Below are 22,089 nucleotides of genomic sequence, written 5' to 3'. Positions count from 1 at the left end.
CACCCCGGCGGCGGACAACGCTCTTTCACCCTTGGCGCAAGCCGTCCGCTCAGAGCGGACTGGCCGTGAGCGGCGGCTGTTCGAGGACGTGGACCCGGGCCGTGCCGATGTCGAAGTAGAGGCCCACCAGTTGTAGGCGTCCGGCCCGGACGAGCCGGTCCACCTGGGGATAGGTCCGCAGGTTCTCCAACTGCTGGATCACGTTGACCCTGCAGAGGCGGTCCAGCGGGCCGTCGTCGACGCCGTCGCCCTCGGTGGCGACGAACCGGGCCAGGCTGTGGTCGCCGTGGTGCAGCCAGCGGCTGAGCGCGGGCAGTCCCGGCGCCTTCTCGTGACCGCTCAGCAGCGCGGCCATGGCACCGCAGCCGGAGTGGCCGCAGACGGTGATGGTCCGGATGTTGAGCGCGTCGGTGGCGTACTCGATCGCCGCGGCCACCGAGTCGTCCGGAGGCGCCGCCCCCACGCGCGGCACCAGGTTGCCGATGTTGCGGACGGTGAACAGGTCGCCGGGGCCGCTGGCGGTGATCAGGTTCGGCACGACCCGGGAGTCCGCGCAGGTGATGAAGAGATGGGAGGGCTCCTGCTTGCGGGCCATCGCCAGCAGGAACGGGCGGACCAGCGGAGCCGTGCGACGGTGGAACTCCCGTGCCCCGGCGAGCAGGTCGGGCACGGCGGGGCCGCTCCCCGCCGGCGGATGCTGGGCGGGGACCAGGGAGCTGGCGGGCACGGGCCGTCCCCGCCGCCGATGCGCCCAGGGCAGCCACCAGCGCTCCGGCGCACGGGGCGGCGTCTTGGCCGGGAACATCCGGGCCCCGCTGGCGGCCATGGCGTACCACTCGTCGTGGATCTCGTCGATGTCGACGGTGCCGCCGCCGCGTTCGTGGTCCTGCCGCCAGGTGTGGATGGCCTCGAAGGCGGCGTTGTCCATGAAGTCGATGTTCAGGTCCAGCTCCACCGCGGCCCCGGCCGGTACGGCGCGCAGCTCCGAGGTGAGCCTCGGCACGCCGAGGAAGGTCAGCGAACCGCCGATCAGCACGTGCCAGCGGCCGTCGGGCTCGGGCCTGGCCCGCACGGTGATCCAGGTGAGACGGCGCAGCGCCGACAGCATGGCGAGGCCGAGGCCGAGCAGCACGCCTTCGGCGAGGCCGACCAGCACCACTCCGGCCATGGTGACGACGTATATCGGGATCTCGCCGTGGCCGCGGAGGTTGCGCAGGTGCCCCAGGTTGACCATCTGGACGCCGATGAAGACCAGCAGGGCGGCCAGCGCCTCCATGGGGATCAGCGTGATCGTCCACCCCAGGCAGACCGCGAACACCAGGATCCACAGGCCGTGCATGACCGTCGACCAGCGGCTGCGCGCCCCGGCGCGGACGTTGGTGGTGCTGCGCACGATGACCCCGGCGATGGCCAGACCGCCCAGCGCGCCGGTCACCATGTTGGCCACGCCCTGGGCGGTGAGCTCCCTGTCCAGGTCGGAACGCCTGCCGTCGTGCAGCTTGTCGGTGGCCACCGAGGAGAGCAGCGACTCCACCCCGGCCAGCAGCGCCACCAGCAGCACCGCCCCGACGATGCCGTGCCAGTCGCCCCTGGGCCAGATCGGCGTGGCCCACTCGCTCAGGCTCTGCGAGAGGTCGACCCGGGTGACGTCCCAGCCGAGGGCCCCGGCGGTCGCCGAGGCGACGAACAGGGCCGCCAGCGGCGCCGGGACGATCCGCAGCCGCTGCGGCAGCCGGGTCCAGCCGACCAGGACCGCGATGGTGAGCAGGCCGGCGAAGACCGCGTGGCTGTGGTTGTGGATGATCTGCTGGGGCAGCTCGATCAGGTTTCCGATCGCCGATCGCTGCGGGCTGCCGCCGAGCACCACGTGCAACTGGGAGAGGGCGATCACCACGCCGACCCCGGCGAGCATGCCGTGCACCACGGCGGGAGAGACCGCCAGCGCCGCGCGGGCGACCCGGAACAGCCCCAGGAGGAGCTGCAGGGCGCCCGCCATCAAGGTGATCATGCAGGTGGCGCGCCAGCCGTACGTTGTCACCAGCTCGGCGACCACCAGTGAGAGCCCGGCGGCGGGACCGCTCACCTGGACGACCGAGCCGCCCAGTGAGCCCGCCACCAGACCGCCTACCACGGCTGCGATGAGCCCGGCCGCCAGCGGTGCTCCGGAGGCCACCGCGATGCCCAGCGAGAGGGGCACCGCCACCAGGAAGACCACCAGGGAGGCGGGCAGGTCGTATCGCAGCACAGATCTGATGCCACTCTTCGCGAGCGGCCGGTAACTCTTCGTGTCCGTCCCCATGAGACAGACCTTATGTTGTGTGCCCCTCCCCGCTTAAGCGGTTATCGGAGGCCTTTACGCAGGGCGGGGAGAAATCAGCGGTAATAGTCGGGGTAATCCGGCTCCTGTGCCCGGTGGTGGTTGCCCCGGGAGCCGGCGCGGTCCTGTCCCTCGGGAGCGGCGGCGGGACCGGTGCCGTAAAGATCGTCGTAGCTCGGCCAGATCGCGTTGGCGCCGTCACCGGGGGCGGGCTCCGGCCAGGCGGAGGGGGTCGCCGGGGTGGCGCGCCGGCCGTCGGGCTGGTAGCCGTAGCCGCCCGCGGCGGCCCCCGGCCGGGCCTCGGCCGTGCGGTCGTCGTAGGCGGAGACGCTGCGGGAGGGGCCCGTCGGGGTCGAGACCGCGGGGGTGGGGCCGGTGAGCGTGTCGTCGTCGATGGTGGCCCAGCCGGCGCTCACCTCGTAGGAGGCGGCGGGCGGGGCGCCGTACACCGGCGTCTGGTACGAGTTGTAGGACGGCGCCGGGTCGTCGAGTATGTCGGCGGTGTTGGCGGCCGCCCAGCCTCCCGAGCCGGGGGCGGTGGCCTGGGCCCAGGGGTTGTCGGCGACGGGCCTGGGCGGTTCGGGTGAGGTGCCGTACGGCGCCGCGAGCGGGTTGCCGCTCGGCGTCGCGGGGAAACCACCGCTGGTCGTGGGGCCCATCGGAGGCATCGGGGCGAGCGGCCCGGCGCCGGGGTCCGAACCGAGGGGCCCGCCGGTCGCGCCGAGCGCGGGCATCGAGCCGCTGGAGGTCGCCGGGCCGGTGCCGCGTGAGTAGGGGCCGGCGAGCGGGTCGCTCAACGGGTCGGGCCGGGAGGGGGCGCCGTTGCCCGGAGCGGAGCTGCGGCTGCTCCTGCGGGAGCTCGAACGCGGGGTGCGGTTCTCGCCGAAGGCGCCGGGCGTGGGGGCCGCGAAGGTGACCGTCTTCTGCTCGGCGAGGGCGGAGGTCGTGGGGGCCGGGTTCGGCTGGACGGGACCGACCAGGTCGGACAGGCCCGAGGGCAGGGAGGCGGAGGCGACGGCCGGCGCGGGGTTGGTCGCGGGCCGGGGCTGCGGCGCCCGGTTCGGCAGCGGTGCCTGCATGGTCACCGCGTCGGCGTCCACCCGGGGCTGCGGCGCCCGGTTCGGCAGCGGGACCTGCATGGTCGCCTCGGCGTCGACCTGGGGCTGGTCGCCCTCGACGGGACGGCTGGCGCCCATCCGAGCTGCCAAGGACCCTCCGAAACCGCCCTCGTCAGCCTGGAGCCGCGTCCAGTAGTCGTCGTCGTAGTCGTCGGTCTGACCGAACTCGTTCATGCCCCGCTTGCCGCGCGAGCTCGCCGGTCGCGGCTGGCGCGGCGGCTTGGGCTCGTCGAACGGGGTGAGGTCGGGCGAGAAGTGGTTCATCTTCGGCTCGCGCGTGGCGAAGTCGTCGGTGGACGTGGTGGGCGTCTGCGCCTCCTTCTCCGCCATCTCGCGCAGGCGTTCCGCGGGGAGCGCGCTCTCCCTGCGGTTCATCGACCGCATTCCCAGTGCCACGACGACGAGCACGAGGAGCACGACGGCGACCAGGCTTACTACGACCGCGATCATTGCACCACCCTCAAGGCCATGGCCTTCCAGCGGCGCCGGTGAGGTCGCGCGGCCATCGACGCGACCTGCCCCCTTGCATCACCTGCGCTCGGACATTGGATCTGATTGTGTCGGACCACTATGAGCGTTGTCACACCCTAAGTGAAGAATCGGTAACCATTACTACCTCCGGTGTTTGGCCTGTCACTCGATGTGCGCCGTGGTGAGGCGTCCCCAGGCGATCGTCTTGTCCGCGATGCTCTTCAAGGTCTTGTCGAGGGAGGCGCCCTTTTTGAGGTTGACCTTGTCGTTGAGCGCGTAGACGGTGAAACGATAGTTCTCCTGGGCGCGGCATGGAGGGGTATAGCCCACCTTGCCGCCTGTAGTGCTTCCCTCCACGGCTCCCACCGGGACGCTGTTGTCGGCCAGCTCGTTGGTGCGCGGGTCGATGTCGAACACGACCCAGTTCACCTCTCCACCGGTACGTGCGTTGCTGTCGGCCACGATCGCGACGGACTTCGTGCTGTCCGGGACACGCGACCAGCGCAACGGCGGGTTGCCGGCCGAACCGTTGCACGAGTAGTCGGACGGCAGAGGAGCACCGTCCTTCAAGCGGGGACTCGAGACGCTGATCGGCTCCAGCTGCAGCCTATCGGCAGAGGCGGAGCTGCCCACCATCCCGCAGCCGGAGGAGACGACGACGAACGCCGCGGCGATCGCCGTTCCGACGGCCTGCCGCGGGCGGCGCGTAGACGTGTTCGGCTGCCCCATGCCCGATGATGCTACGCGGGTCTGGAAGATGCGCAGACCGGATCGCGAGGTTCCATGGCGCGGAAATGCCCGGGAATCGGACAGAATCGAAGGATGGAGGGGGTGAGGTTGGACACGGAAATGACCTTCGCCATCCTCGGACCCCTGGAGATCCGCCGGTGCGGTGCGACCGTGGAGATCGCGGGGCAGCGCCTGCGCACCCTCCTCGGCCTGCTGCTTCTCGACGCCGGCCGGGTCGTGCCCGTCGATCGGCTGATCGCGGGGGTGTGGGAGGACCGCCCGCCGAACGCGGCGGGAAACGCGCTGCAGGCCCTGATCTCCCGATTACGCGCCGCGCTGGCCGATCAGCGTGGATTGGTGGAGGCCGACGCGGCCGGCTACCGGCTGGCCGTCGACCCCGGCCGGGTGGACGCCCACCGGTTCACCCGGCTGGCGGCAGAGGGCCGCGCGGCCCTCGCGGCGGGCTCCCCGGCCGACGCCGCGACCGCCCTGCACGCCGCGCTCGCGCTGTGGCGCGGGCCCGCCCTGGCCGATCTGGCGGGCAACGACACCGTCGCCGCCGCGATCACCAGGCTGGACACGCTCCGCCTGGCCGCCCTCGAAGACCGGGTCGAGACCGACCTGCTGCTCGGACGACAGGCCGAGGCGGCCGCGGAACTGCCCGGCGTGATCGCCGCCCACCCGCTGCGCGAGCGGCTCCGCGGCCAGTTGATGCGCGCCCTGTACGGCTCGGGCCGCCACGTCGAGGCGCTGGCCTCCTACGAGGACGCCCGCGCGGTCTTCGCCGACCGGCTCGGCGTGGACCCCTCGCCCGAGCTGGTCGGCCTCCACCTTTCCATGCTGCGCCGCGAGTGGGCCGAGAACGGCCTGCGGCTCCCGTCACCCGACCGGGACGGCCGGGGGCTTCCGGTGCCCGCCGAGGTCCCGCGGCGGGGCAACCTGCCGGCCAGGCTCACCAGCTTCGTCGGCAGGGAACGCGACGTGGCGCGGACCGCCGAGCTCCTCGCCGGGCACCGGCTGGTCACCCTGCTCGGCCCCGGAGGCGCGGGCAAGACCAGGCTGTCGATCGAGTCGGCCGAGGCGGTCGCCGGGCGGATGCCCGACGGGGTGTGGCTGGTCGAGCTCGCCCCGGTGGCCGAGCCGTCCGAGGTCCCGCAGGCCGTGTTCTCGGCACTGGAGCTGCGCGACCCCCCTCCGCCGGCATCCCTCACGACCTCGGGGGCGCTCCCCCTGCCCGCCGCCCGTGACCCGCTGGCCCGCCTCGTCTCCGGCCTCGCCGGGAAACGGCTGCTGATCGTCCTGGACAACTGCGAGCACGTGGTCGAGGCGGCGGCGGCGCTCGCCGACCGGGTGCTGGCGGGCTGTCCCGGGGTGCGCATCCTGGTCACCAGCCGTGAACCGCTCGGCATCACCGGAGAGACGAGCCGGCCGGTGCCGCCCCTCGGCCTCCCGCCGGGCGACGGCGACCCGGGCGACGCCCTCGGCTACCCGGCCGTCCGCCTGTTCGCCGAGCGTGCCGCGGCCGTCCGCCCCGGTTACCGGGCCGAGGACGAGGCCGCCGCGGTGGTGCGGATCTGCCGCGAGCTCGACGGCATGCCGCTCGCGATCGAGCTGGCCGCCGCCCGCCTCCGCTCGCTCTCCGCCGAGCAGATCGCGCACCGGCTCGACGACCGCTTCCGCCTGCTGACCGGCGGCAGCCGTACGGCGTTGCCCCGCCACCAGACGCTCCGCGCGGTGGTCGGGTGGAGCTGGGACCTGCTGGACGAGCAGGAGCGGGTGCTGGCCCGCCGCCTGTCCGTCTTCGCCGGGGGCGCCGCCCTCGACTGCGCCGAGGAGATCTGCTCGGGGCACGGCCTGGACCGGGCCGAGGTGCTCGACGTGCTGGCCCGGCTGGTGGACAAGTCCCTGGTGGTGGCCCAGAGCCACGGCGCCGCCGTCCGTTACCGGATGCTGGAGACCATCCGCGCCTACGCCGCCGAGCGGCTGGCCGAGTCGGGTGAGCAGGGCCGCGTACGGCTGGCCCACGCGATGTTCTTCACCGAGCTGGCCGAGAGGTCCGATCCCGGCCTGCGCGGTCGCGGGCAGCTCGCCGTCGTCGCCGAGATGGCCGCCGAGCACGACAACCTGTCGGCCGCGCTGCGCTGGACCGTCGAGGCGTCCCGCTCCGACCTGGCGCTGCGGCTGGTCGGTGCCCTGGGGTGGTATTGGTGGCTGCGCGGCTACCGGGCCGAGGGCGCCCACCGCGCGCACGAGGTGCTCAGGCTCGCGGGCGACGACGCCGACCCCGCCCGGCTCACCCTGGCCCGCGCCTCCTACGGGGCCAACGCGGTGGGCGGCGGCATCGAGCTCGACACGGCGCGCGCCGAGCTCGCCGAGGTGGTACGGCTGGCCCGTGAGGAGCTGGCCCGGCCGTGGCACCCCCTGATCGTGATGGCGGGCCCGATCATCGCGCTGGTCACGGGCCTGCCCACCGGCAACGACCACCACCTCGACGAGATGCTCGCCCATCCCGACCCCTGGGTGCTCGCCTCGGCACGGCTGTTCCAGGGGTTCGACCACCTGTCCACGGGCCGCATCCCCGAGGGCAGGGCCAAGCTGTCGGCCGCCCTGCGCGACTTCCAGGGGATCGGGGACCGCTGGGGCGTCGCCAACGTGCTCGCCTCGCTGTCGGACCTGCACTTCCTCCAAGGCGAGCCCGAACGGGCGCTGGAGGAGGTCCACCGGGCCATCGCCCTGATGGAGGAGATCGGCGCGGTCGACGAGGTCGCCTACATGCGAGGCCGTCTGGCGGTCGGGCTCAACCTCACGGGGGACAGGGCGGCGGCCGAGGAGATCCTGGAGGAGACCCTCCGCGACGCCGTCAGGAGCGGGGACCGGATCGCCGCCCTGTCTCTGCTCAGTGCCCGGGGGGACTTCGCCCGCGAGGACGGCAAGCTCGACGAGGCCAGGCACTACTACGCCGAGGCCATGCGGGTGGTCGAGGAGACGCCCAGCGTCTCGCTGCAGATGCGGGCCTCGGTCAACGCGGTCCTGGGCCTGCTGGCCGAGCAGGAGGGCGACCTGCCCCGCGGCAGGCGGCTGCTCGGCACCGCGCTGGAGCAGGCCTCGGAGACGGCGGACGTGGCCGTGATGGGCCTGGTGCTGATCGGCTGCGCCGGGCTGGTGCTCTCGGAGGGCGACCCCGCCACGGCGGCCATGCTCCTCGGCGGTGCCGCGGCGGTCCGCGGCATCGACGCGGTGGTCGACTTCGACCACGTACGGATCACCGAGCGCACGATGGCCGCGCTCGGCCGGCAGGAGTACTCCCGGTACTACGAGCGCGGCCGCCTGATGCCCCGAGAGAAGATCATCGCACTGGCGGGCTAGGAGCCTCGCGGGCGGGGCGGGACGTCGCCTACTCGCCGTTCAGCTCCCGGTAGGGCTTCCTCAGCAGATCGACGAGCGGGATGTGCCGCACCTTGACCGGCGGCGGCTCCAGCGCCCGCAGCAGAAGGTCCGCGGGGGCCGCCGCGACGTCCGGCCGGGGCCGCAGCCGGCTCAGCGAGACGCCGGGGGAGTAGAAGTCGGCCGTCCGCCGGTCGAACGGCACATCCGGCGCCACCCCGTCTTCCACCGGATCCCGCTCGGCCACCGGATCCCGCTCGGTCGGCGGAACCGGCGGGGCGGACGGGGTCGCGTCGCTCTCGCGGGGCATGTCAGCTCACCGCCCCGGGGCCGAGGCGGAACAGCTCGCGCAGCTGGTCGGTGGACAGGTTCGTGATCCAGTCCTCGCCGGCGCCGACCACGCTCTCGGCGAGTGCCTTCTTCCGTTCGATCATCTCGTCGATCCGCTCCTCCAGGGTGTCCACGCAGATGAACTTCCTGACCTGGACGTTCCTTGTCTGGCCGATCCGGAAGGCCCGGTCGGTCGCCTGGTTCTCCACCGCCGGGTTCCACCACCGGTCCACGTGGATCACGTGGTTGGCGGCGGTCAGGTTGAGGCCGGTCCCGGCCGCCTTCAACGACAGCAGGAACAGCATCGGCTCGTCGTCGCGCTGGAAGCGCTCCACCAGCTCCTCGCGCCTGTTCTTGGGCAGCCCGCCGTGCAGCCACAGCACCGGCCGGTCCAGATGGGCGGCCAGGTAGGGCTGCAGGAGGGAGCCGAACTCGGTGTACTGGGTGAACACCAGGGCCTTGTCGCCCTCCTCGACGATCTCCTCGGCCAGCTCCTCCAGGCGGGCCAGCTTCCCCGACCGGCCGGCCAGCCGCGAGCCGTCCTTGAGCAGGTGGGCGGGGTGGTTGCAGATCTGCTTGAGCCGGGTCATCGTGGCCAGCACGTTGCCCCGCCGCTCGATGCCCCGGGAGCCGTCGATCCTGTCCAGCATGTCGTTCACCACGGCCTTGTACAGCTCCGCCTGCTCCCGGGTGAGCGTGCACCACACTTTCATCTCCAGCTTCTCCGGCAGGTCGGAGATGATCGACCGGTCGGTCTTGAGCCGCCGCAGCACGAACGGCCCGGTGGCCCGCTTCAGCGCCGTGGTGGCGCTCTCGTCGCGCCGCGTCTCGATCGGGTCCTGGTAGCGCCTGCGGAAGCGCTTGGCCGGGCCGAGCAGCCCGGGGTTGCAGAACTCCATGATCGACCAGAGCTCGGAGAGGTGGTTCTCCACCGGGGTGCCGGTCAGCGCCAGCCGGGTGCGGGCGGGAATCGACCGCACGGCCTGCGACTGCTGCGCCGCGCTGTTCTTGATCGCCTGCGCCTCGTCGCAGACCACCCTGCCCCACTCCAGGGCCGCCAGCGCCCCCAGGTCCCGCAGCGCCGTGCCGTACGTGGTGACGACCAGGTCAGCCTCCCGCACGGCCCCGGCCAGCTCGCCGTCCCGCTTGCGCGTGCCGCCGTGGTGGACGTAGACCCGCAGCGAGGGGGCGAACCTGGCGGCCTCCTTCTGCCAGTTGCCGACCAGCGACATCGGGCAGATCAGCAGCGTCGGCGGGTGGGCGCCGCCCTCGCGCTCGGACAGGAGCAGGGAAAGGGTGGACACGGTCTTCCCGAGCCCCATGTCGTCGGCGAGGATGCCGCCCAGCCCCAGGCCCGACAGGAAGCTCAGCCACGACAGGCCGCGCTCCTGGTAGGGGCGGAGCGTCCCCTCCAGGGTCCGCGGCACCGCGACCGGGGTGAGCCGGCGCTCGGCCTCGCCGGAGAGGAGGTCGCCGAGCGGGCCGTCGGCGTCCACCGCGACCAGCGGCAGCTCGTCGTCGCCGCCGTCCACGACCTCGCGGAGCACCTCGCCCACGGTCCGCTCGCCGCCGCCCCGCTGCTCGACGACCTTCAGAGCCGCCTTGAGCTGCTGGTCGTCCAGCTCGATCCACTGCCCCTTGACCTGGACCAGGGGGATCCTCAGCTCGGCCAGTCCGGCCAGCTCCTCCCCGGTGATCGTGTGGTCGCCGATGGCCACGTCCAGCCGGAAGCTCACCCGCCGGTCCAGGCCGAACCCCTCCTCGCCGGCGACCGTGCGCGTGGTCAGCTTCAGCCCCAGGCCCTGGCGTCCCGCCCAGGCCGGCAGGCGCACGCCGTAACCGGCGGCTCTCAGCATGGGCGCGCCGTTGCGGAGGAAGGAGAAGGCCCAGGCCGTCTCGACGGTCAGGCCGGACGGCTCGGGGTCGCGCAGCGCGCTGTAGAGGTCGGGATGGAGGCGGACGGCCCGGCTCAGGTCGGCACGGAGGACCTCCTCGGGCCGCTCGGGCAGCCAGGGAGCCCTCTCGCCGGCCCTGATCTGGTCGGCCGACAGGTATCCGACCTGCCCGTCCGCCTCTCCGGGCCCGTCGGGGGAGCGGCCGGAGCCGGCCGGGGAGACGCGGGGGGCGAGACCGAACTCCACCTTCCAGGAGGCGTCCTCCCCGGCGGGCTCGATGAGCCGGAAGCAGGCCCGGACCGGCCCGTCCAGCTCGTGCGCCGAGGCGGACCACCCGTCGAGCGCGCCGGACAGCGCCGCCGCCTCGGCGGACCTGGCGGCGGGAAGCGCGGCGTCCTCGCCGGTCAGCGCGTACAGCCAGCGGTCGGGCAGGGGCGCCTTGGGCCCCGGCCGGTGGCCGAGGATGAGGCGGTCGGGCAGCGACAGCCGCGCCGCGCCGTCCGCCAGGCCGTTCAGGGCCTCGCGCAGCACGTCGGCCGACGGGCGCTCCTCGCCCACCGCCCTGCAGACCGGCGGCATCGCGGTGGCGAGGTCGCGCAGCGCCGTCGCGTCGGCGCCGGTGAGCACGGGCCGCCAGCGGGCCGCGTGGCCGCCGCCCTCCACCACGAGCCGGGGCAGGATCCGGCCGCGCCGTACCAGGCCGCGCGCGTGCTCGGCGACCACGGCGAAGTAGCGGAGGGAGAGGCCCGGACCCCATCCGGGCCCCGCTGCGTCGTCGGAGTCGAGCCCGGACGGGCCCGCCCCGGCGTCCAGAACGGCCGGGGAGGCGAGCAGGGAGAGCGCGTCGGCCGGACGGAGCAGCAGCGCGGGGACGCGCCAGGCGGAGATCCTCGGGCTCCGCGCCGAGCTCGTCAGCCCGGACTCGGGCGAGGGCAGCGGGCCCCCGGCCGAGCCGGGGAGCAGGAGGGTCAGCTCGCCCTCCCCGGCCCCCGCGGGGAACCCCGGGTCCGCCGGCCCGGGAGCCGTCTCCCCCGGGACCGGGGCTCCGCCGGGGACGGCCGCGCCGAGGGCCGCGGCCAGGACGGCCGCGGGGGCGGCGAAAGGATGGGGGCGGAGCGTGGCACGGGAGGCGGGCGCGGGGGCCCGGGAGGTGTCCTCCGCCCAGACCCCCAGCTGCCCGTCCACCCAGGCGCCATGGACCACCAGCACGCGATCACCTCAGTTCTCAACGGCGCGTTCCCGCCACGGCCGGCCGCCGCCCGCGGTCTCCGCGCTCCCGACAGATTAGGCCCGGCCGCGGAATGCGCGGATCGCCAGCGGGGCGAAGACCACCACCAGCGCGACGGCCCAGAGCAGCGAGCTGATCGTCGGCCCTGCCACCTCGCCGCCGATCAGCAGCCCGCGGACGGCGTCGGCGAGCTGCGTCACCGGGTTGACGTCCACCCAGACCTGCAGCCAGCCGGGCATCGTGTCGGTCGGCACGAAGGCGTTGCTGGTGAACGTCAGCGGCATCATCAGGGAGAACGCGAAGATCTGCACCTTCTCCGGGTCCTTCGCCTTGAGGCCGATGAGCACCGACATCCAGGACATCGCCAGTGCGAAGGCCAGCAGCAGGGCCACCGCGCCCAGCACGCCGGCCACGCCGGTCTGGATCCGGAAGCCCAGGATCGTGCCGATCCCGAGGAACAGGAACAGCGCCCAGAGCTGCTTGGCGGTGTCGGCGATGATCCGGCCCGCCAGCGGCGCGGTGCGGGCGATCGGCAGGCTGCGCAGCCGGTCGAAGACGCCCTTGGTGATGTCGGTGTTGAGGCCGATCGCCGTGGTCAACGTGGCGAACAGCGCGTTCTGCACGACCAGGCCGGGCAGCGCGAACTGCAGGTAGTCCTCGGTGCTCCCGGCGATGGCGCCGCCGAACACGTAGGTGAACAGCAGCAGGAACATCACCGGCTGCACGCTCAGGTCGAGCAGCTCCATGGGGTTGTGCTTGATCTGCACCAGGCTGCGCCAGGTGAGCGTCATCGTCTGGCGGATCCCCGCCGACAGGCCGGCCCGTTTGGCCGGCGCCGGGGCAGGTACGGTCATCGTGGTCACGCGAAGACCTCTTCCTTGGCGTCGGCGGGCTTGTCCTCGGCGGGATGGCCGGTCAGGGCCAGGAAAACCTCGTCGAGGCTGGACTTGCGCAGCGAGAGCTCGGAGGCGACGACCCCGAGGTCGTCCAGCCGCCGCACGATCGCCGGCACCACCGCGGGGTCGTGCACCGACGCCACGGCCTTCCCGCCGGTCACGGCGGGGGCCTCGCCGATGACGTCGGAGACGACCTGGACGACCAGGTCGAGATGGTCCGGCCGGAGCGGCCGGACCTCCAGGACCTGGGCCCCGGTGGTCGCCTTCAGCTCGTCGGAGGTGCCCGAGGCGATCACCTTGCCGTGGTCGAACACCACGATGTCGTCGGCGAGCTGGTCGGCCTCCTCCAGATACTGGGTGGTGAGCAGCACCGTCACCCCGTCGGCCATGAGGTCGCGCACCACGCTCCACAGCTCGGTACGGCTGCGCGGGTCGAGACCGGTGGTCGGCTCGTCGAGGAACAGCACCTGGGGCCGCCCGACCAGGCTGGCGGCCAGGTCGAGGCGGCGGCGCATGCCACCCGAATAGGTCTTCGCCGCCCGGCCCCCGGCGCCGGTCAGCTCGAACCGCTCCAGCAGCTCGGCCGCCCTGGCCCTGGCGTCGGCCCGCGACAGGTCGAGCAGGCGGCCGATCATCACCAGGTTCTCCACCCCGGTGAGCGTCTCGTCGACCCCGGCGTACTGGCCCGTGAGGCCGATCAGCGACCGCACCTGGTGGGCCTGCCTCGTCACGTCGAACCCGCCGACGGAGGCCGTGCCCCCGTCGGGCCGGAGCAGCGTCGCCAGGATCCGCACGGCGGTGGTCTTGCCCGCCCCGTTCGGCCCCAGGACGCCGAGCAGGCGGCCCTGGGGCACGAGAAGATCGACCCCGTCCAGCGCGTGGGTCTCCCCGTAGCGCTTCACCAGCCCCTCGGCCTGGATGGCATATCGCATGATCGGCACCTCTCCCTAGTGATCGGTCACCAGGGTGCACCGTCCCACTGACACTTCTCTGATCCCGCGGCTGATCCGGCCGGAGCCCGCTGACAGATCGCTGACACGACGGTCCGCCCGCCCGGACACGACCCTTTAGGCTGACAGCGTGAGCGACCGAGCCGATGAGTACAGGGATGCCACGAGTGGCGCCGCGGCGGCGGACCGGGCGGGCGGGAACGGCGAGCGTCCCCCCGGCGGTCGTGTCCCGTTGCGCGCCCCCGCCAACCCGGTCTCCCGCAAGGCCGTCACGCTGTGGCTGCTGGAACAGGTCTTCTGGGCCGTCGTCCTGGTCGGCGGATCGTTCTTCCTGGCCCGGTGGATCGACGCCGACCGGTGGTCCTGGCTGCCGGCCTGGACGGTGGACGGCATCTGGTGGCTGCCGATCGCGGTGGCGGTGCTCGTCGTGCCGGCCGCGATCGTCGAGCCGTTCTGGCGCTACGCCGTGCACCGGTGGGAGTTCAGCGGGGACGTGGTCTACGCCCGCTCCGGATGGATCAGCAGGGAGTGGGCGTTCGTCCCGGTCAGCCGGATCCAGACGGTGGACAAGACACAGGGCACGCTGGAGCGGACGCTGGGGCTGGCCACGGTCGAGATCCGCACCGCCTCCCACGCGGGGTCGTCGACGATCAAGGGTCTCGACTACGAGGTCGCCGCCGCCCTGGCCGAGGAGCTCGCACGGCGGGCCGAAGAGCTGAGGGACGACGCCACGTGACCGAGCCTCCCGAGCACCAACGCCCTTCCGACCACCAGAGCCCTTCTGGACACCGGAGCCTCCCCGAGGACCAGAGCCCTTCCGGACAGCAGAGCCTTCCCGAGCACCAGAGTTCTTCCGGACACCAGAGCCCTTCCGGACACCAGAGCCCTTCCGGACAGCAGAGCCTCCCCGAGGACCAGAGCCCTTCCGGACACCGGAGTCTTCCCGAGCACCAACGCCCTTCCGGACACCAGAGCCCTCCCGGGCAGCCGGACGTCCAGGGAGACCCCCGCCTCGCGGCGGCCCCCGGAGGCTTCCCGCCGGGCCCGCAGGCCGTACCGGAGGGCGAGCCGCCGGCGGCCGGTCAGGGATACGGCCCGCCGCCGGCCGGACCGGCGCTGCGGCTCAGTCCCAAAGTGCTGCTGACGGATCCCATCCGGATGCTGCCCTCGCTCTTCCTGCCGCTGGCCGGTGTCCTGTTCATCGGCGGGTTCTCGCCGGGCTCGTTCGGGTGGGCGGCTTTCGGCGTCGTCGGCTCGGTGGTCTACGCCGCCGTCCGCTGGGCGACCTTCACCTACCGGATCGCCGGCGACAGGCTGGAGCTCACCCGGGCCCTGGTCAGCAGGTCGGTGCGGACGATCCCGCTGGAGCGGATCAGGGGCGTCGACGTCAGCAACCCGCCCCTGCACCGGCTGCTCGGCATCGCCGTGCTGAGGATCGACACCGGGGCGAGCGGCGACGAGAAGCAGGAGGGCGAGCTCGACGGGGTGACCGTCGAGGAGGCCGAGCGGCTCAAGGCCGTGCTGCTGTGGCACGCCCGCGCCCGGATGGCGCGGCGCGCCCAGGCGCAGGAGGCGGCGCGGGCGGCCGCCGGGCCGGACCTCGCGGCACCGGCGGCCGGCCCGTCCGCCGGGCCGCCGAGGACCACGGCTCCCCGCGAGACCCGTCACGAGGTCGGCGAGACGACCCCCGAGCGGGTGTTCTTCGTGGTGCCGCGCAAATGGCTCGTCTACGGTCCCCTGTCGGGGGCCTACCTGCTGACGCCGTTCGCGCTGGTGGCCGGTGCCGTGGGCCTGGCGTTCCAGTGGGGCTCGGAGTTCAGGATCGACGGGCGGACCGTGGTCGGCGCGGGGGAGTGGCTCTGGAGGCATCCCGCTCTCCTGGTCGGCGCCCTGGTGCTGCTGGTGCTCGCCATGCCGGTCGTCGGCACGGTCATGTACGCCGTGTTCAACTGGGACTTCACCCTGCGTGCCAGGGAGGGATACCTCATCGCCGAGCGGGGCCTCGTCACTCGCCGGAGCGTGTCGCTGGAGCGGCGCAGGGTGCGCGGGTTCGAGCTGGTGGAGGGGCCGGCCGAACGCTGGACGGGGTTCGCGCGCGCCTGGGCGATCGTGACCGGTCTCGGCGACTCCGAGACCCGGGGCCAGCTGATGCCCGTGGCGCCGCGCGCCATCGTGCTGGACGTGGTGGGTGAGGCGATCGGCCCGATCGCCACCGGGCTGCGGGCCCATCCGGTGGTGGCGCGGCGGCGCCGGCTGTTCCGGGCGATCTTCCCGTGGCTGGTGGTCGCCGCCTGCGCGGCGGTGCTCGCCGTGGCGTGGTCCCCGCTCTGGTGGGGGCTCGCGGCGCCCGCTCTGGTCCTCGCGCTGCTGGGCGTCCCGCTCGGCCTGGACCGCTACCGGTCCCTCGGCCACACCTACGACGGGGCCCGCCTGTCGGTCCGGTCGGGGTCGCTGCGCCGTTCCCAGGCCGTGGTGGAGGAGCGGGCCGTGGTCGGCTGGACCCTGCGGCAGACCTGGTTCCAGCGCCGTGCCGGTCTGCTGACCGTGGTCGCCGGGGTGGGCGCGGGCACCGGAGGCTACGAGGCGATCGACGTCGGCGAGGCCGCGGGCGTGGCCTTCGCCGCCGAGGTCACGCCCCGCTGGCTCGCCCCGTTCGTCACGACCGAGGCCGCCGAACGGCCCTGACCCTCCCGCCCGTCGCAACGGAGGTCACCGGAACGGCCCCGCCTCCCCGGTACCGGCGGCGCCGAGGTAGCCGACCGGCCCGGAGTTCCCCGGTACCGGCGGCGCCGAGGTAGCCGACCGGCCCGGAGTTCCCCGGTACCGGCGGCGCCGAGGTAGCCGACCGGCCCGGAGCTCTCCGTACGGCGGCGCCTGGGGTGCGCGGACCGCGCTGCCCCCGTACGGCGAAGCGGGGGCGACCGGTTCTCCGGTCGCCCCCGCTGTCGGCGGTGCGGTCAGTCCTGGCGGCGGGCGCCGAACATGATCTCGTCCCAGGTCGGCACAGACGCGCGCCGCCCGCGGGCCTTCTTCGCGGGCCGGGCGGGCGCCGGTGCCGGCTTCGGCGGCTCCGCGGGTTTCGGCGGCTCGACGGGCTTCTCCGCCGCGGGCTTGCCCGCCTCACCCTCCTGCGCCGCCGCCCTGTCGGCCTGCCGTGGCCCTTCCTTGACCGGCTCGGCCTGGGCGGGCCGCTCGTCGGCGCTGACGCGCGCCGCCGGCACGGCTATCGAGGGCTCCTGGAGCGGCTCCTTCTCGGCCGCGGGCTCGGGAGCCGGGGGCTCCTCCGCCTCGGGCACCGCCTCGGCCCTCTCCGGCTCGGGAGCGGGCCGCTCCCCGGCGGGCTCAGGGCCGGCCTCGGCGACGGCGGGGACGATCTCGGGAACCTTCACGACGACCGGCTCGGGTCCGGCGGCCGCCACCGGCGTGACGGGCTCGAGCTCGGGCTCGGGGGAACGGAGCTGCTCACGCGCGGCGGCGGGTTCGGACACGACAGGTGCCGTCTCGGACGCCCTTTCCTGCTCCGGCGCGTCGGCCGGTGCGACGGGCACGACCGGCTCGGGAGCCTTGACCGGCTCACGCACGGCGGCCGGCTCGGGCGCCCCGATCGGCTCGGGTGGTCCGACCGGTTCGCGCAGGGCGGCCGGTTCGCGCAGGGCGGCCGGTTCGCGCATGACCGGCTCGGGCGCCCTGGCCGGTGTGTAGCCGGCCGGGTCCGGTGCGCGCAGCGGCGGCACCGAGGGCCTGGGCGCCTCGTATCCGGGTGGGATGGGCGGCATCGGCGGCTGCTCGTAGGCGGCCGGGGGCTCGGGCCGGGCATAGGCGGCCGGAGGCTCGGGCTGGGCGTAGACGGGCTTGGCCGGGGCCGGCGGCTCGTTGCGCACCACCGAGGGGAACGACACCGGCGGCTGGTTCAGCGGCTCGGGCGCCAGCGGCGGCACCGGCGCGAGTTTGGCCACGCGCGGCACGAACGGCGTGACGATGGAGTCCTCCACCGGCTCGACGTACTCCCCGGCGGACAGGCGCATGGCCTCGTCGTCGTGCGGGGTGATGTGGCGCCGCCGCGGATCGAAGATCCATTCCGCGTTGCGGCTGTGACCGTTCCAAACGAAACCGAGCTTGATCCGCCACAGGTTGTCGTCACGCTTGGCGGAGTCCCAGTCGATCTCGTCGGCGGGCACGCCGCGACGGGTCAGCCGCTCGGCGACCAGGTCGCCGAGGGTGGGACCGGGAGCGGAGTCGCCCGGCAGCCGCACGGCGCAGCGCTGCGCCTGCTGAGCCATGTACTCACGTTCCTGGAGCACGGGGCCCTCGAACCAACGCACGCGCTCGACCGGGATGCCCGCCGTGGCGGCGATCTCCTCCGCGGTCTCGCCGGCACGGATCCGGGCCTGGATCTCCTTGGGGCGCAACGGACTCTCCACTTCGATCTCGTACTGGCCGAGACGGGAGAAGTTGCCGCGGACGGCAGCACGGAGCCGGTCGTCGACGGGCAGCGTGAACCGGGTACCCCGGCCGGCTGTCGCCAGCACGAGATAGGTCCCGTCCTCACTCACCGCGACGAGTCGGAGCTCCTGCATGCGAGTCCCTTCGTCGTCGTGCTCAATCTTCCCCCGGACCCTTGAGTCTCTCGCGTGTGCCGGTTGCCTGCCAGCACCGTACCCGGCATGTCCGAACATCGCCTTCCTGGATGGGGCTCGCAGCGATGTGACGCCGGTCACATTTGCTCCATTCATCTACTTACGGGTACCGGTGTGGAGCAGCACGTTCAGGGTCCACGACGGATTCTCCCGAATAACTCCCTGTGCCGTCGTGGACTTGGGACAAGAGCCAGGAGATGACGTCGAGGCCTGCCCGCCGGTCTCCGGGCGGCGGGCCATGCCGCCGCGGGCGCGCGGAGGCGAGCCGGTGGGGGCCGTGCCGTCACCGCGACCGGCGGTCACGACGGCCGGTGTGGCGTAGAGCGGCGGTTGGTGCGAACGGCGGGAGAATGTCATCTCCGGCGTACTCCCTCGGGGTTGGGCTGCGCGGGGCGTCTGCGAATCTGCCTGTCGCACAGGTCACAGGAACAACAGGACACGCGGATGCGTCATTCTTCGGAGGGAGCCTTTACGCACCCCTTTACCGAAAGCTTGTGAGAAGGGACTGATTCGGGGAATGGGCGGCCAGCAGAGGTTCGATCTGAGCGTGCCGCAGATCGTGGGAGGCGCTCTGGCCACGATGACGGCCGCGGTGGCCGCGTCGTACCTGGGGGTCGCCGGGACGGTGATCGGTGCGGCCGTGATGAGCGTGGGGAGCACGGTCGGCGGGGCCGTCTACACCCACTACCTCAAGCGGACCGGCAGTCAGCTCACCCTCCTGGTGGCGCACGAGACCGACGACGATCCGCCCAAGAAGGTGGAGGGCAAGGGAGAGCTGGCGACGGCCGTGCAGGCCACCGTACGGGAGGAGGTCCCGGCGGGGAAGGCCGGCAGGCCCGCCCCGGTGGACCCGGACGCCCCGACCTCGGTGTTCCCGGCCGTCGGCGGCGCCCCGGCGGAGAGCGTCAACAGCCTCGACGACCTCGTCGTGGTGGACGTGAACCCGGCCACCGCCGAGCTGCCCAGGATCACCGGCGGCCCCCGTGTCAAGGTCTGGATGCTGGCGGTGACGGCGGTGGTGACGTTCACGGTGAGCATGGGGGTCATCCTGGGGTTCGAGGGGCTCACCGGGCAGCCCGTGTCGAGCACGCTCAAGGGCGAGCAGAGCTCGGGCACCAGCCTCAACCCGGGCGCGGGGGAGCGGAAGAAGGCCCCCGAGCGGGTCAAGACGTCCAAGCCGGCCAGCCCGCTCCCCCCGCCGTCGGCGCCCGAGAGGACTCCCGGGCCGGCCGCGACCGCGGACTCCGGGCGGACGGAGCCGCCGACGACGGAGCCCACCCCGGAGCCCACCCCTCCCGCGACGCCCACCCAGGACCCGACCTCGGCCCCGACGTCCGGCCCCACCCAGGTCGACCCGTCGCCGGAGCCCGGCGAGGAGCCGGCCGCCTCGCCGCCCCCGAGCGAGACGGTCGCCCCCGAGCAGGGCGGTCTGCCCAGCGGCGTGCCGGACCGGCAGGACCCCGCCGGCGACCAGTGAGGCACGGCGGGATCAGCCCAGGACGGTGTCCAGGTAGTCGTTGGTGAACACGCGTTCCGGGTCCAGCAGGTCCCGCAGGGTCCGGAAGTCGCCGAACCGGGGATAGACCGTGGCCAGGTAGCCCGCGTCGCGGGTGTGGAGCTTGCCCCAGTGGGGGCGGCCGCCCAGCCTGGTCATGATCTCCTCGACGCCCTCGAAGTAGGCCGGGTTCGGCGTCGGCCGGTATATGTGGCAGGCGACGTAGGCCGATTCCCTGCCGTAGGCGGTGGACAGCCAGGCGTCGCTTGCCGGGGTGACCCGCACCTCGATCGGGAAGGTGATCTTCCAGTCCTTCCGTTCCACGAGGTCGCGGGTCTCGCGAAGGGCCTGGCCGAGGTGCTCGCGCGGGACGGCGTACTCCATCTCCAGGAAACGCACGTCCCGCACGCTTGTGAAGATCTTGTACGAGGTGTCGGTGTGGGTCGAGGCCGACAGCGCCGCCGCCGAGATCGCGTTGAGCCGGGGGATCGCGCGGGGGAAGCGCCCGCCGACCCCGCACAAGGCGCCGAACAGGGTGTTCTCCAGGAACTTGTTGTCCAGCCAGTGCCTGAACGCGCTCGGCGGGTCGGCCGGCCCCGGGCTCCGGTTGTTCCGCTTGGTCAGGCAGGTGTCGGTGTGCGGCAGCCAGAAGAAGTCCAGGTGCTCGTTGTCCGCGGTGATCGCGTCGAGCGAGCCGAGGATCTCGGTCAGCGTCATCGGCTGCCGGGTGCTGCGCAGCAGGAACGACGGCTCCACCCGGAAGGTCACCGCGGTCACCACGCCGAGCGCGCCCAGGCCGACCCGGGCCGCGTCGAACAGGTCCTGCTCGCTCACTCCGTCGCGGATCTTCCCCGTGCCGCCGCGGGAGACCGTGACGATCTCGCCGTCGGCGAGGACCAGTTCCAGCCCCGTCACCTGGTCGGCCAGCCCGCCGACGTCCCTGCCGGTGCCGTGGGTGCCGGTCTGGATGGCTCCGGCCAGGGTCTGGGCGGTGATGTCGCCCATGTTCGCCAGGGCCAGGCCCATCCGGTGGAGTTCCTCGTTCAGCACGCTGAGGGGCGTCCCGGCCGCCGCCGTCACCCAGCCGTCGCCGGTCTCCCGGATGCCGGTCAGCGCGTGCGGCCGCAGCAGCATGCCGTCGGTCAGCGCGACCCCCGTGAAGGAGTGCCCGGTGCCGACCATGCGCACCCGGCGTCCCGACGCGGCGGCGTCCCGTACGGCCCGCGCCACCTCCTCCGCCGACGAGGGCGCGCGGACCTCCGCCGGGGTGACGGACTTGTTCCCGGCCCAGTTGCGGAAGATCTCGCTCATGCATGCTCCTTGCCTGTCGGCGTCAAGAAGCACGCATGTTCATGCTGTGGTTACCGGTCCACCCTCGCTTCTTCCGCGAATGTGAACAATACTCATGATTACTGCTGGGGAACAGGGGTCCGCAGCCAGGCGGAGCCGCCGACACCGATGATCACAGCGAGTATGGCGCAGGCGAAGGAGAAGCCGTAGGCGTTGGAGGCGCCGAACGCGTCGGTGAGGCGGCCGCCCGCCCAGGCGCCGAGCGCCACGCCGAAGCCGACCGAGGTGGAGACCCACGACATGCCCTCGGTGAGCAGGCGGGCCGGGACCAGCCGCTCGATCAGCGTGTAGCCGGTGATGATCGTGGGGGAGATGGCCAGCCCGGCGAGGAACAGCGCCGGAGCCATGACCCTGACGTCGCCGATCAGGGCGATCGGGGTCAGGCCGACCGCGAACACCCCGATGGCGCGGACGAACCGGCTGCGCAGCGAGAGCTTCCACTGCCGCGCGCCGTACCAGAGGCCGGAGACCAGGCTGCCGCCCGCGAACGCGGCGAGCAGCAGGCCGGCGGCGGGTTTGGCCCCGTGCTCCTCGGCGAAGGCCACCGTGATCAGGTCGACCGAGCCGAAGACCGCGCCCATCGCCAGGAAGACGCACGACAGCAGGGCGACCCCGGGGATGGTGATCGGGCTGCCGGAGTGCCTCTCGCCCCGGTTGACCGGTGGCTCGGTGCCGCGCTGCATCGCGAAGGCGAGGGTGCCCGCGATCGTGCAGACCAGGGCGACGATCAGGCCGGCGTAGGGGTTGACCATGGTGGCCAGGGCGGTGACCAGCGCCGGCCCGCCGACGAAGACGACCTCGTCGGCGACCGACTCGAAGGAGAACGCCGCGTGAAGCCTGCTGGACCCCGCGAGCAGGTGGGACCAGCGGGCCCGCACGAGCGAGCCGAGCGACACCGCGCTCGCGCCGGCCAGGACGCCGGTGGCGAACAGGCTCCACGCGGGCGCCCCGAACTCCGCGCAGAGCATCAGGCCCGTCAGCGCGGTGCCGTGTGCCAGGGTGAGCGGGACGATTACCCTGGCCTGGCCGAACCTGTCCACCAGGCGTCCCGTCAGGGGCGCGGCGACGGCGTAGGAGACGTTGACGGTGGCCGCGACCGCGCCCGCCATGGCGAAGGAGTCGGTGAGGGCCTCGATGAGCAGGATGATGCCGAGGCCGAGCATCGACATCGGTATCCGCCCGACGAATCCGGCGATCACGAAACCCTTGACGCCGGGAGTGCTGAACAACCCCCGGTACGGCCCGACCACTGACAGCTCCCCCTTGCACACCTCAGGCGTAGATCGTAC

At 73.2% G+C, this 22,089-nt stretch carries 14 protein-coding genes; 4 read left to right on the top strand and 10 right to left on the bottom strand.

Features of this window, described 5'->3' with window-relative positions; all coding sequences use genetic code 11:
* Nucleotides 1-49: 49 nt before the first annotated feature.
* From SROS_RS32800 to SROS_RS32790, 3 genes are all read right to left on the bottom strand, one after another.
* Nucleotides 50-2,299, bottom strand: coding sequence for a SulP family inorganic anion transporter (locus SROS_RS32800; RefSeq protein ID WP_012893233.1), 2,250 nt, complete (start codon nucleotides 2,297-2,299; stop codon nucleotides 50-52).
* A gap of 74 nt (nucleotides 2,300-2,373) precedes the next feature.
* Entirely contained in the window at nucleotides 2,374-3,885 is a 1,512-nt protein-coding gene (locus SROS_RS32795) for a hypothetical protein (protein WP_012893232.1), read from the bottom strand.
* A gap of 183 nt (nucleotides 3,886-4,068) precedes the next feature.
* Nucleotides 4,069-4,635: a YbhB/YbcL family Raf kinase inhibitor-like protein gene (locus tag SROS_RS32790; RefSeq protein WP_012893231.1), complete on the bottom strand. Its 567-nt coding sequence runs from the start codon at nucleotides 4,633-4,635 to the stop codon at nucleotides 4,069-4,071.
* Between the two features lie 120 nt (nucleotides 4,636-4,755).
* Between SROS_RS32790 and SROS_RS32785 the strand changes: the two genes are divergently transcribed.
* Nucleotides 4,756-8,001: an AfsR/SARP family transcriptional regulator gene (locus tag SROS_RS32785; protein ID WP_043653388.1), complete on the top strand. Its 3,246-nt coding sequence runs from the start codon at nucleotides 4,756-4,758 to the stop codon at nucleotides 7,999-8,001.
* A 28-nt stretch (nucleotides 8,002-8,029) separates the two neighbouring features.
* On the opposite strand, the gene SROS_RS51740 is transcribed toward SROS_RS32785, so the two are convergent.
* The 4 genes from SROS_RS51740 to SROS_RS32765 form a co-directional block, all read right to left on the bottom strand.
* Entirely contained in the window at nucleotides 8,030-8,329 is a 300-nt protein-coding gene (locus tag SROS_RS51740; RefSeq protein WP_012893229.1) for a hypothetical protein, read from the bottom strand.
* A gap of 1 nt (nucleotide 8,330) precedes the next feature.
* On the bottom strand, nucleotides 8,331-11,453 hold the full coding sequence (locus SROS_RS32775; RefSeq protein WP_012893228.1) for a DEAD/DEAH box helicase: 3,123 nt from the start codon (nucleotides 11,451-11,453) through the stop codon (nucleotides 8,331-8,333).
* Nucleotides 11,454-11,528: 75 nt separating this feature from the next.
* Complete coding sequence (locus SROS_RS32770; protein ID WP_043657302.1) at nucleotides 11,529-12,326, bottom strand: ABC transporter permease; 798 nt, start codon at nucleotides 12,324-12,326, stop codon at nucleotides 11,529-11,531.
* Nucleotides 12,327-12,331: 5 nt separating this feature from the next.
* Nucleotides 12,332-13,300 (bottom strand): ATP-binding cassette domain-containing protein, encoded by a 969-nt coding sequence (locus tag SROS_RS32765; RefSeq protein ID WP_012893226.1) that lies wholly within the window; start codon nucleotides 13,298-13,300, stop codon nucleotides 12,332-12,334.
* A gap of 250 nt (nucleotides 13,301-13,550) precedes the next feature.
* On the opposite strand from SROS_RS32765, the gene SROS_RS32760 reads away from it, so the two are divergent.
* Both SROS_RS32760 and SROS_RS32755 read left to right on the top strand, forming a co-directional pair.
* A complete protein-coding gene (locus tag SROS_RS32760; RefSeq protein ID WP_012893225.1) occupies nucleotides 13,551-14,054 on the top strand; it encodes a PH domain-containing protein in 504 nt (167 codons plus the stop codon).
* Nucleotides 14,055-14,452: 398 nt separating this feature from the next.
* Nucleotides 14,453-16,003 carry a PH domain-containing protein gene (locus SROS_RS32755; RefSeq protein ID WP_148269278.1) on the top strand — a complete coding sequence of 517 codons (1,551 nt, stop codon included), beginning with the start codon at nucleotides 14,453-14,455 and terminating at the stop codon, nucleotides 16,001-16,003.
* Nucleotides 16,004-16,275: 272 nt separating this feature from the next.
* On the opposite strand, the gene sepH is transcribed toward SROS_RS32755, so the two are convergent.
* Nucleotides 16,276-17,895, bottom strand: coding sequence for a septation protein SepH (sepH, locus tag SROS_RS32750; protein ID WP_012893223.1), 1,620 nt, complete (start codon nucleotides 17,893-17,895; stop codon nucleotides 16,276-16,278).
* Nucleotides 17,896-18,472: 577 nt separating this feature from the next.
* On the opposite strand from sepH, the gene SROS_RS32745 reads away from it, so the two are divergent.
* Complete coding sequence (locus SROS_RS32745) at nucleotides 18,473-19,432, top strand: hypothetical protein (protein ID WP_012893221.1); 960 nt, start codon at nucleotides 18,473-18,475, stop codon at nucleotides 19,430-19,432.
* A 12-nt stretch (nucleotides 19,433-19,444) separates the two neighbouring features.
* Here SROS_RS32745 and SROS_RS32740 read toward each other — a convergent pair whose 3' ends face one another.
* Both SROS_RS32740 and SROS_RS32735 read right to left on the bottom strand, forming a co-directional pair.
* Complete coding sequence (locus tag SROS_RS32740; RefSeq protein WP_012893220.1) at nucleotides 19,445-20,761, bottom strand: D-arabinono-1,4-lactone oxidase; 1,317 nt, start codon at nucleotides 20,759-20,761, stop codon at nucleotides 19,445-19,447.
* A gap of 98 nt (nucleotides 20,762-20,859) precedes the next feature.
* Nucleotides 20,860-22,050: an MFS transporter gene (locus SROS_RS32735; protein WP_012893219.1), complete on the bottom strand. Its 1,191-nt coding sequence runs from the start codon at nucleotides 22,048-22,050 to the stop codon at nucleotides 20,860-20,862.
* Between the last annotated feature and the right edge of the window lie 39 nt (nucleotides 22,051-22,089).

The organism is Streptosporangium roseum DSM 43021 (genome assembly GCF_000024865.1).
In the GTDB taxonomy this organism is placed as follows: Bacteria; Actinomycetota; Actinomycetes; order Streptosporangiales; family Streptosporangiaceae; genus Streptosporangium; species Streptosporangium roseum.
This window is presented reverse-complemented; position numbering and strand designations above follow the sequence as displayed.

What these genes read in the sequence shown, in the direction of transcription:
- SROS_RS32800 (WP_012893233.1), bottom strand. Translation starts at nt 2,299, where the DNA reads ATGGGGACGGACACGAAGAGTTACCGGCCGCTCGCGAAGAGTGGCATC.
- SROS_RS32795 (WP_012893232.1), bottom strand. Translation starts at nt 3,885, where the DNA reads ATGATCGCGGTCGTAGTAAGCCTGGTCGCCGTCGTGCTCCTCGTGCTC.
- SROS_RS32790 (WP_012893231.1), bottom strand. Translation starts at nt 4,635, where the DNA reads ATGGGGCAGCCGAACACGTCTACGCGCCGCCCGCGGCAGGCCGTCGGA.
- SROS_RS32785 (WP_043653388.1), top strand. Translation starts at nt 4,756, where the DNA reads ATGACCTTCGCCATCCTCGGACCCCTGGAGATCCGCCGGTGCGGTGCG.
- SROS_RS51740 (WP_012893229.1), bottom strand. Translation starts at nt 8,329, where the DNA reads ATGCCCCGCGAGAGCGACGCGACCCCGTCCGCCCCGCCGGTTCCGCCG.
- SROS_RS32770 (WP_043657302.1), bottom strand. Translation starts at nt 12,326, where the DNA reads ATGACCGTACCTGCCCCGGCGCCGGCCAAACGGGCCGGCCTGTCGGCG.
- SROS_RS32765 (WP_012893226.1), bottom strand. Translation starts at nt 13,300, where the DNA reads ATGCGATATGCCATCCAGGCCGAGGGGCTGGTGAAGCGCTACGGGGAG.
- sepH (WP_012893223.1), bottom strand. Translation starts at nt 17,895, where the DNA reads ATGCAGGAGCTCCGACTCGTCGCGGTGAGTGAGGACGGGACCTATCTC.
- SROS_RS32745 (WP_012893221.1), top strand. Translation starts at nt 18,473, where the DNA reads ATGGGCGGCCAGCAGAGGTTCGATCTGAGCGTGCCGCAGATCGTGGGA.
- SROS_RS32740 (WP_012893220.1), bottom strand. Translation starts at nt 20,761, where the DNA reads ATGAGCGAGATCTTCCGCAACTGGGCCGGGAACAAGTCCGTCACCCCG.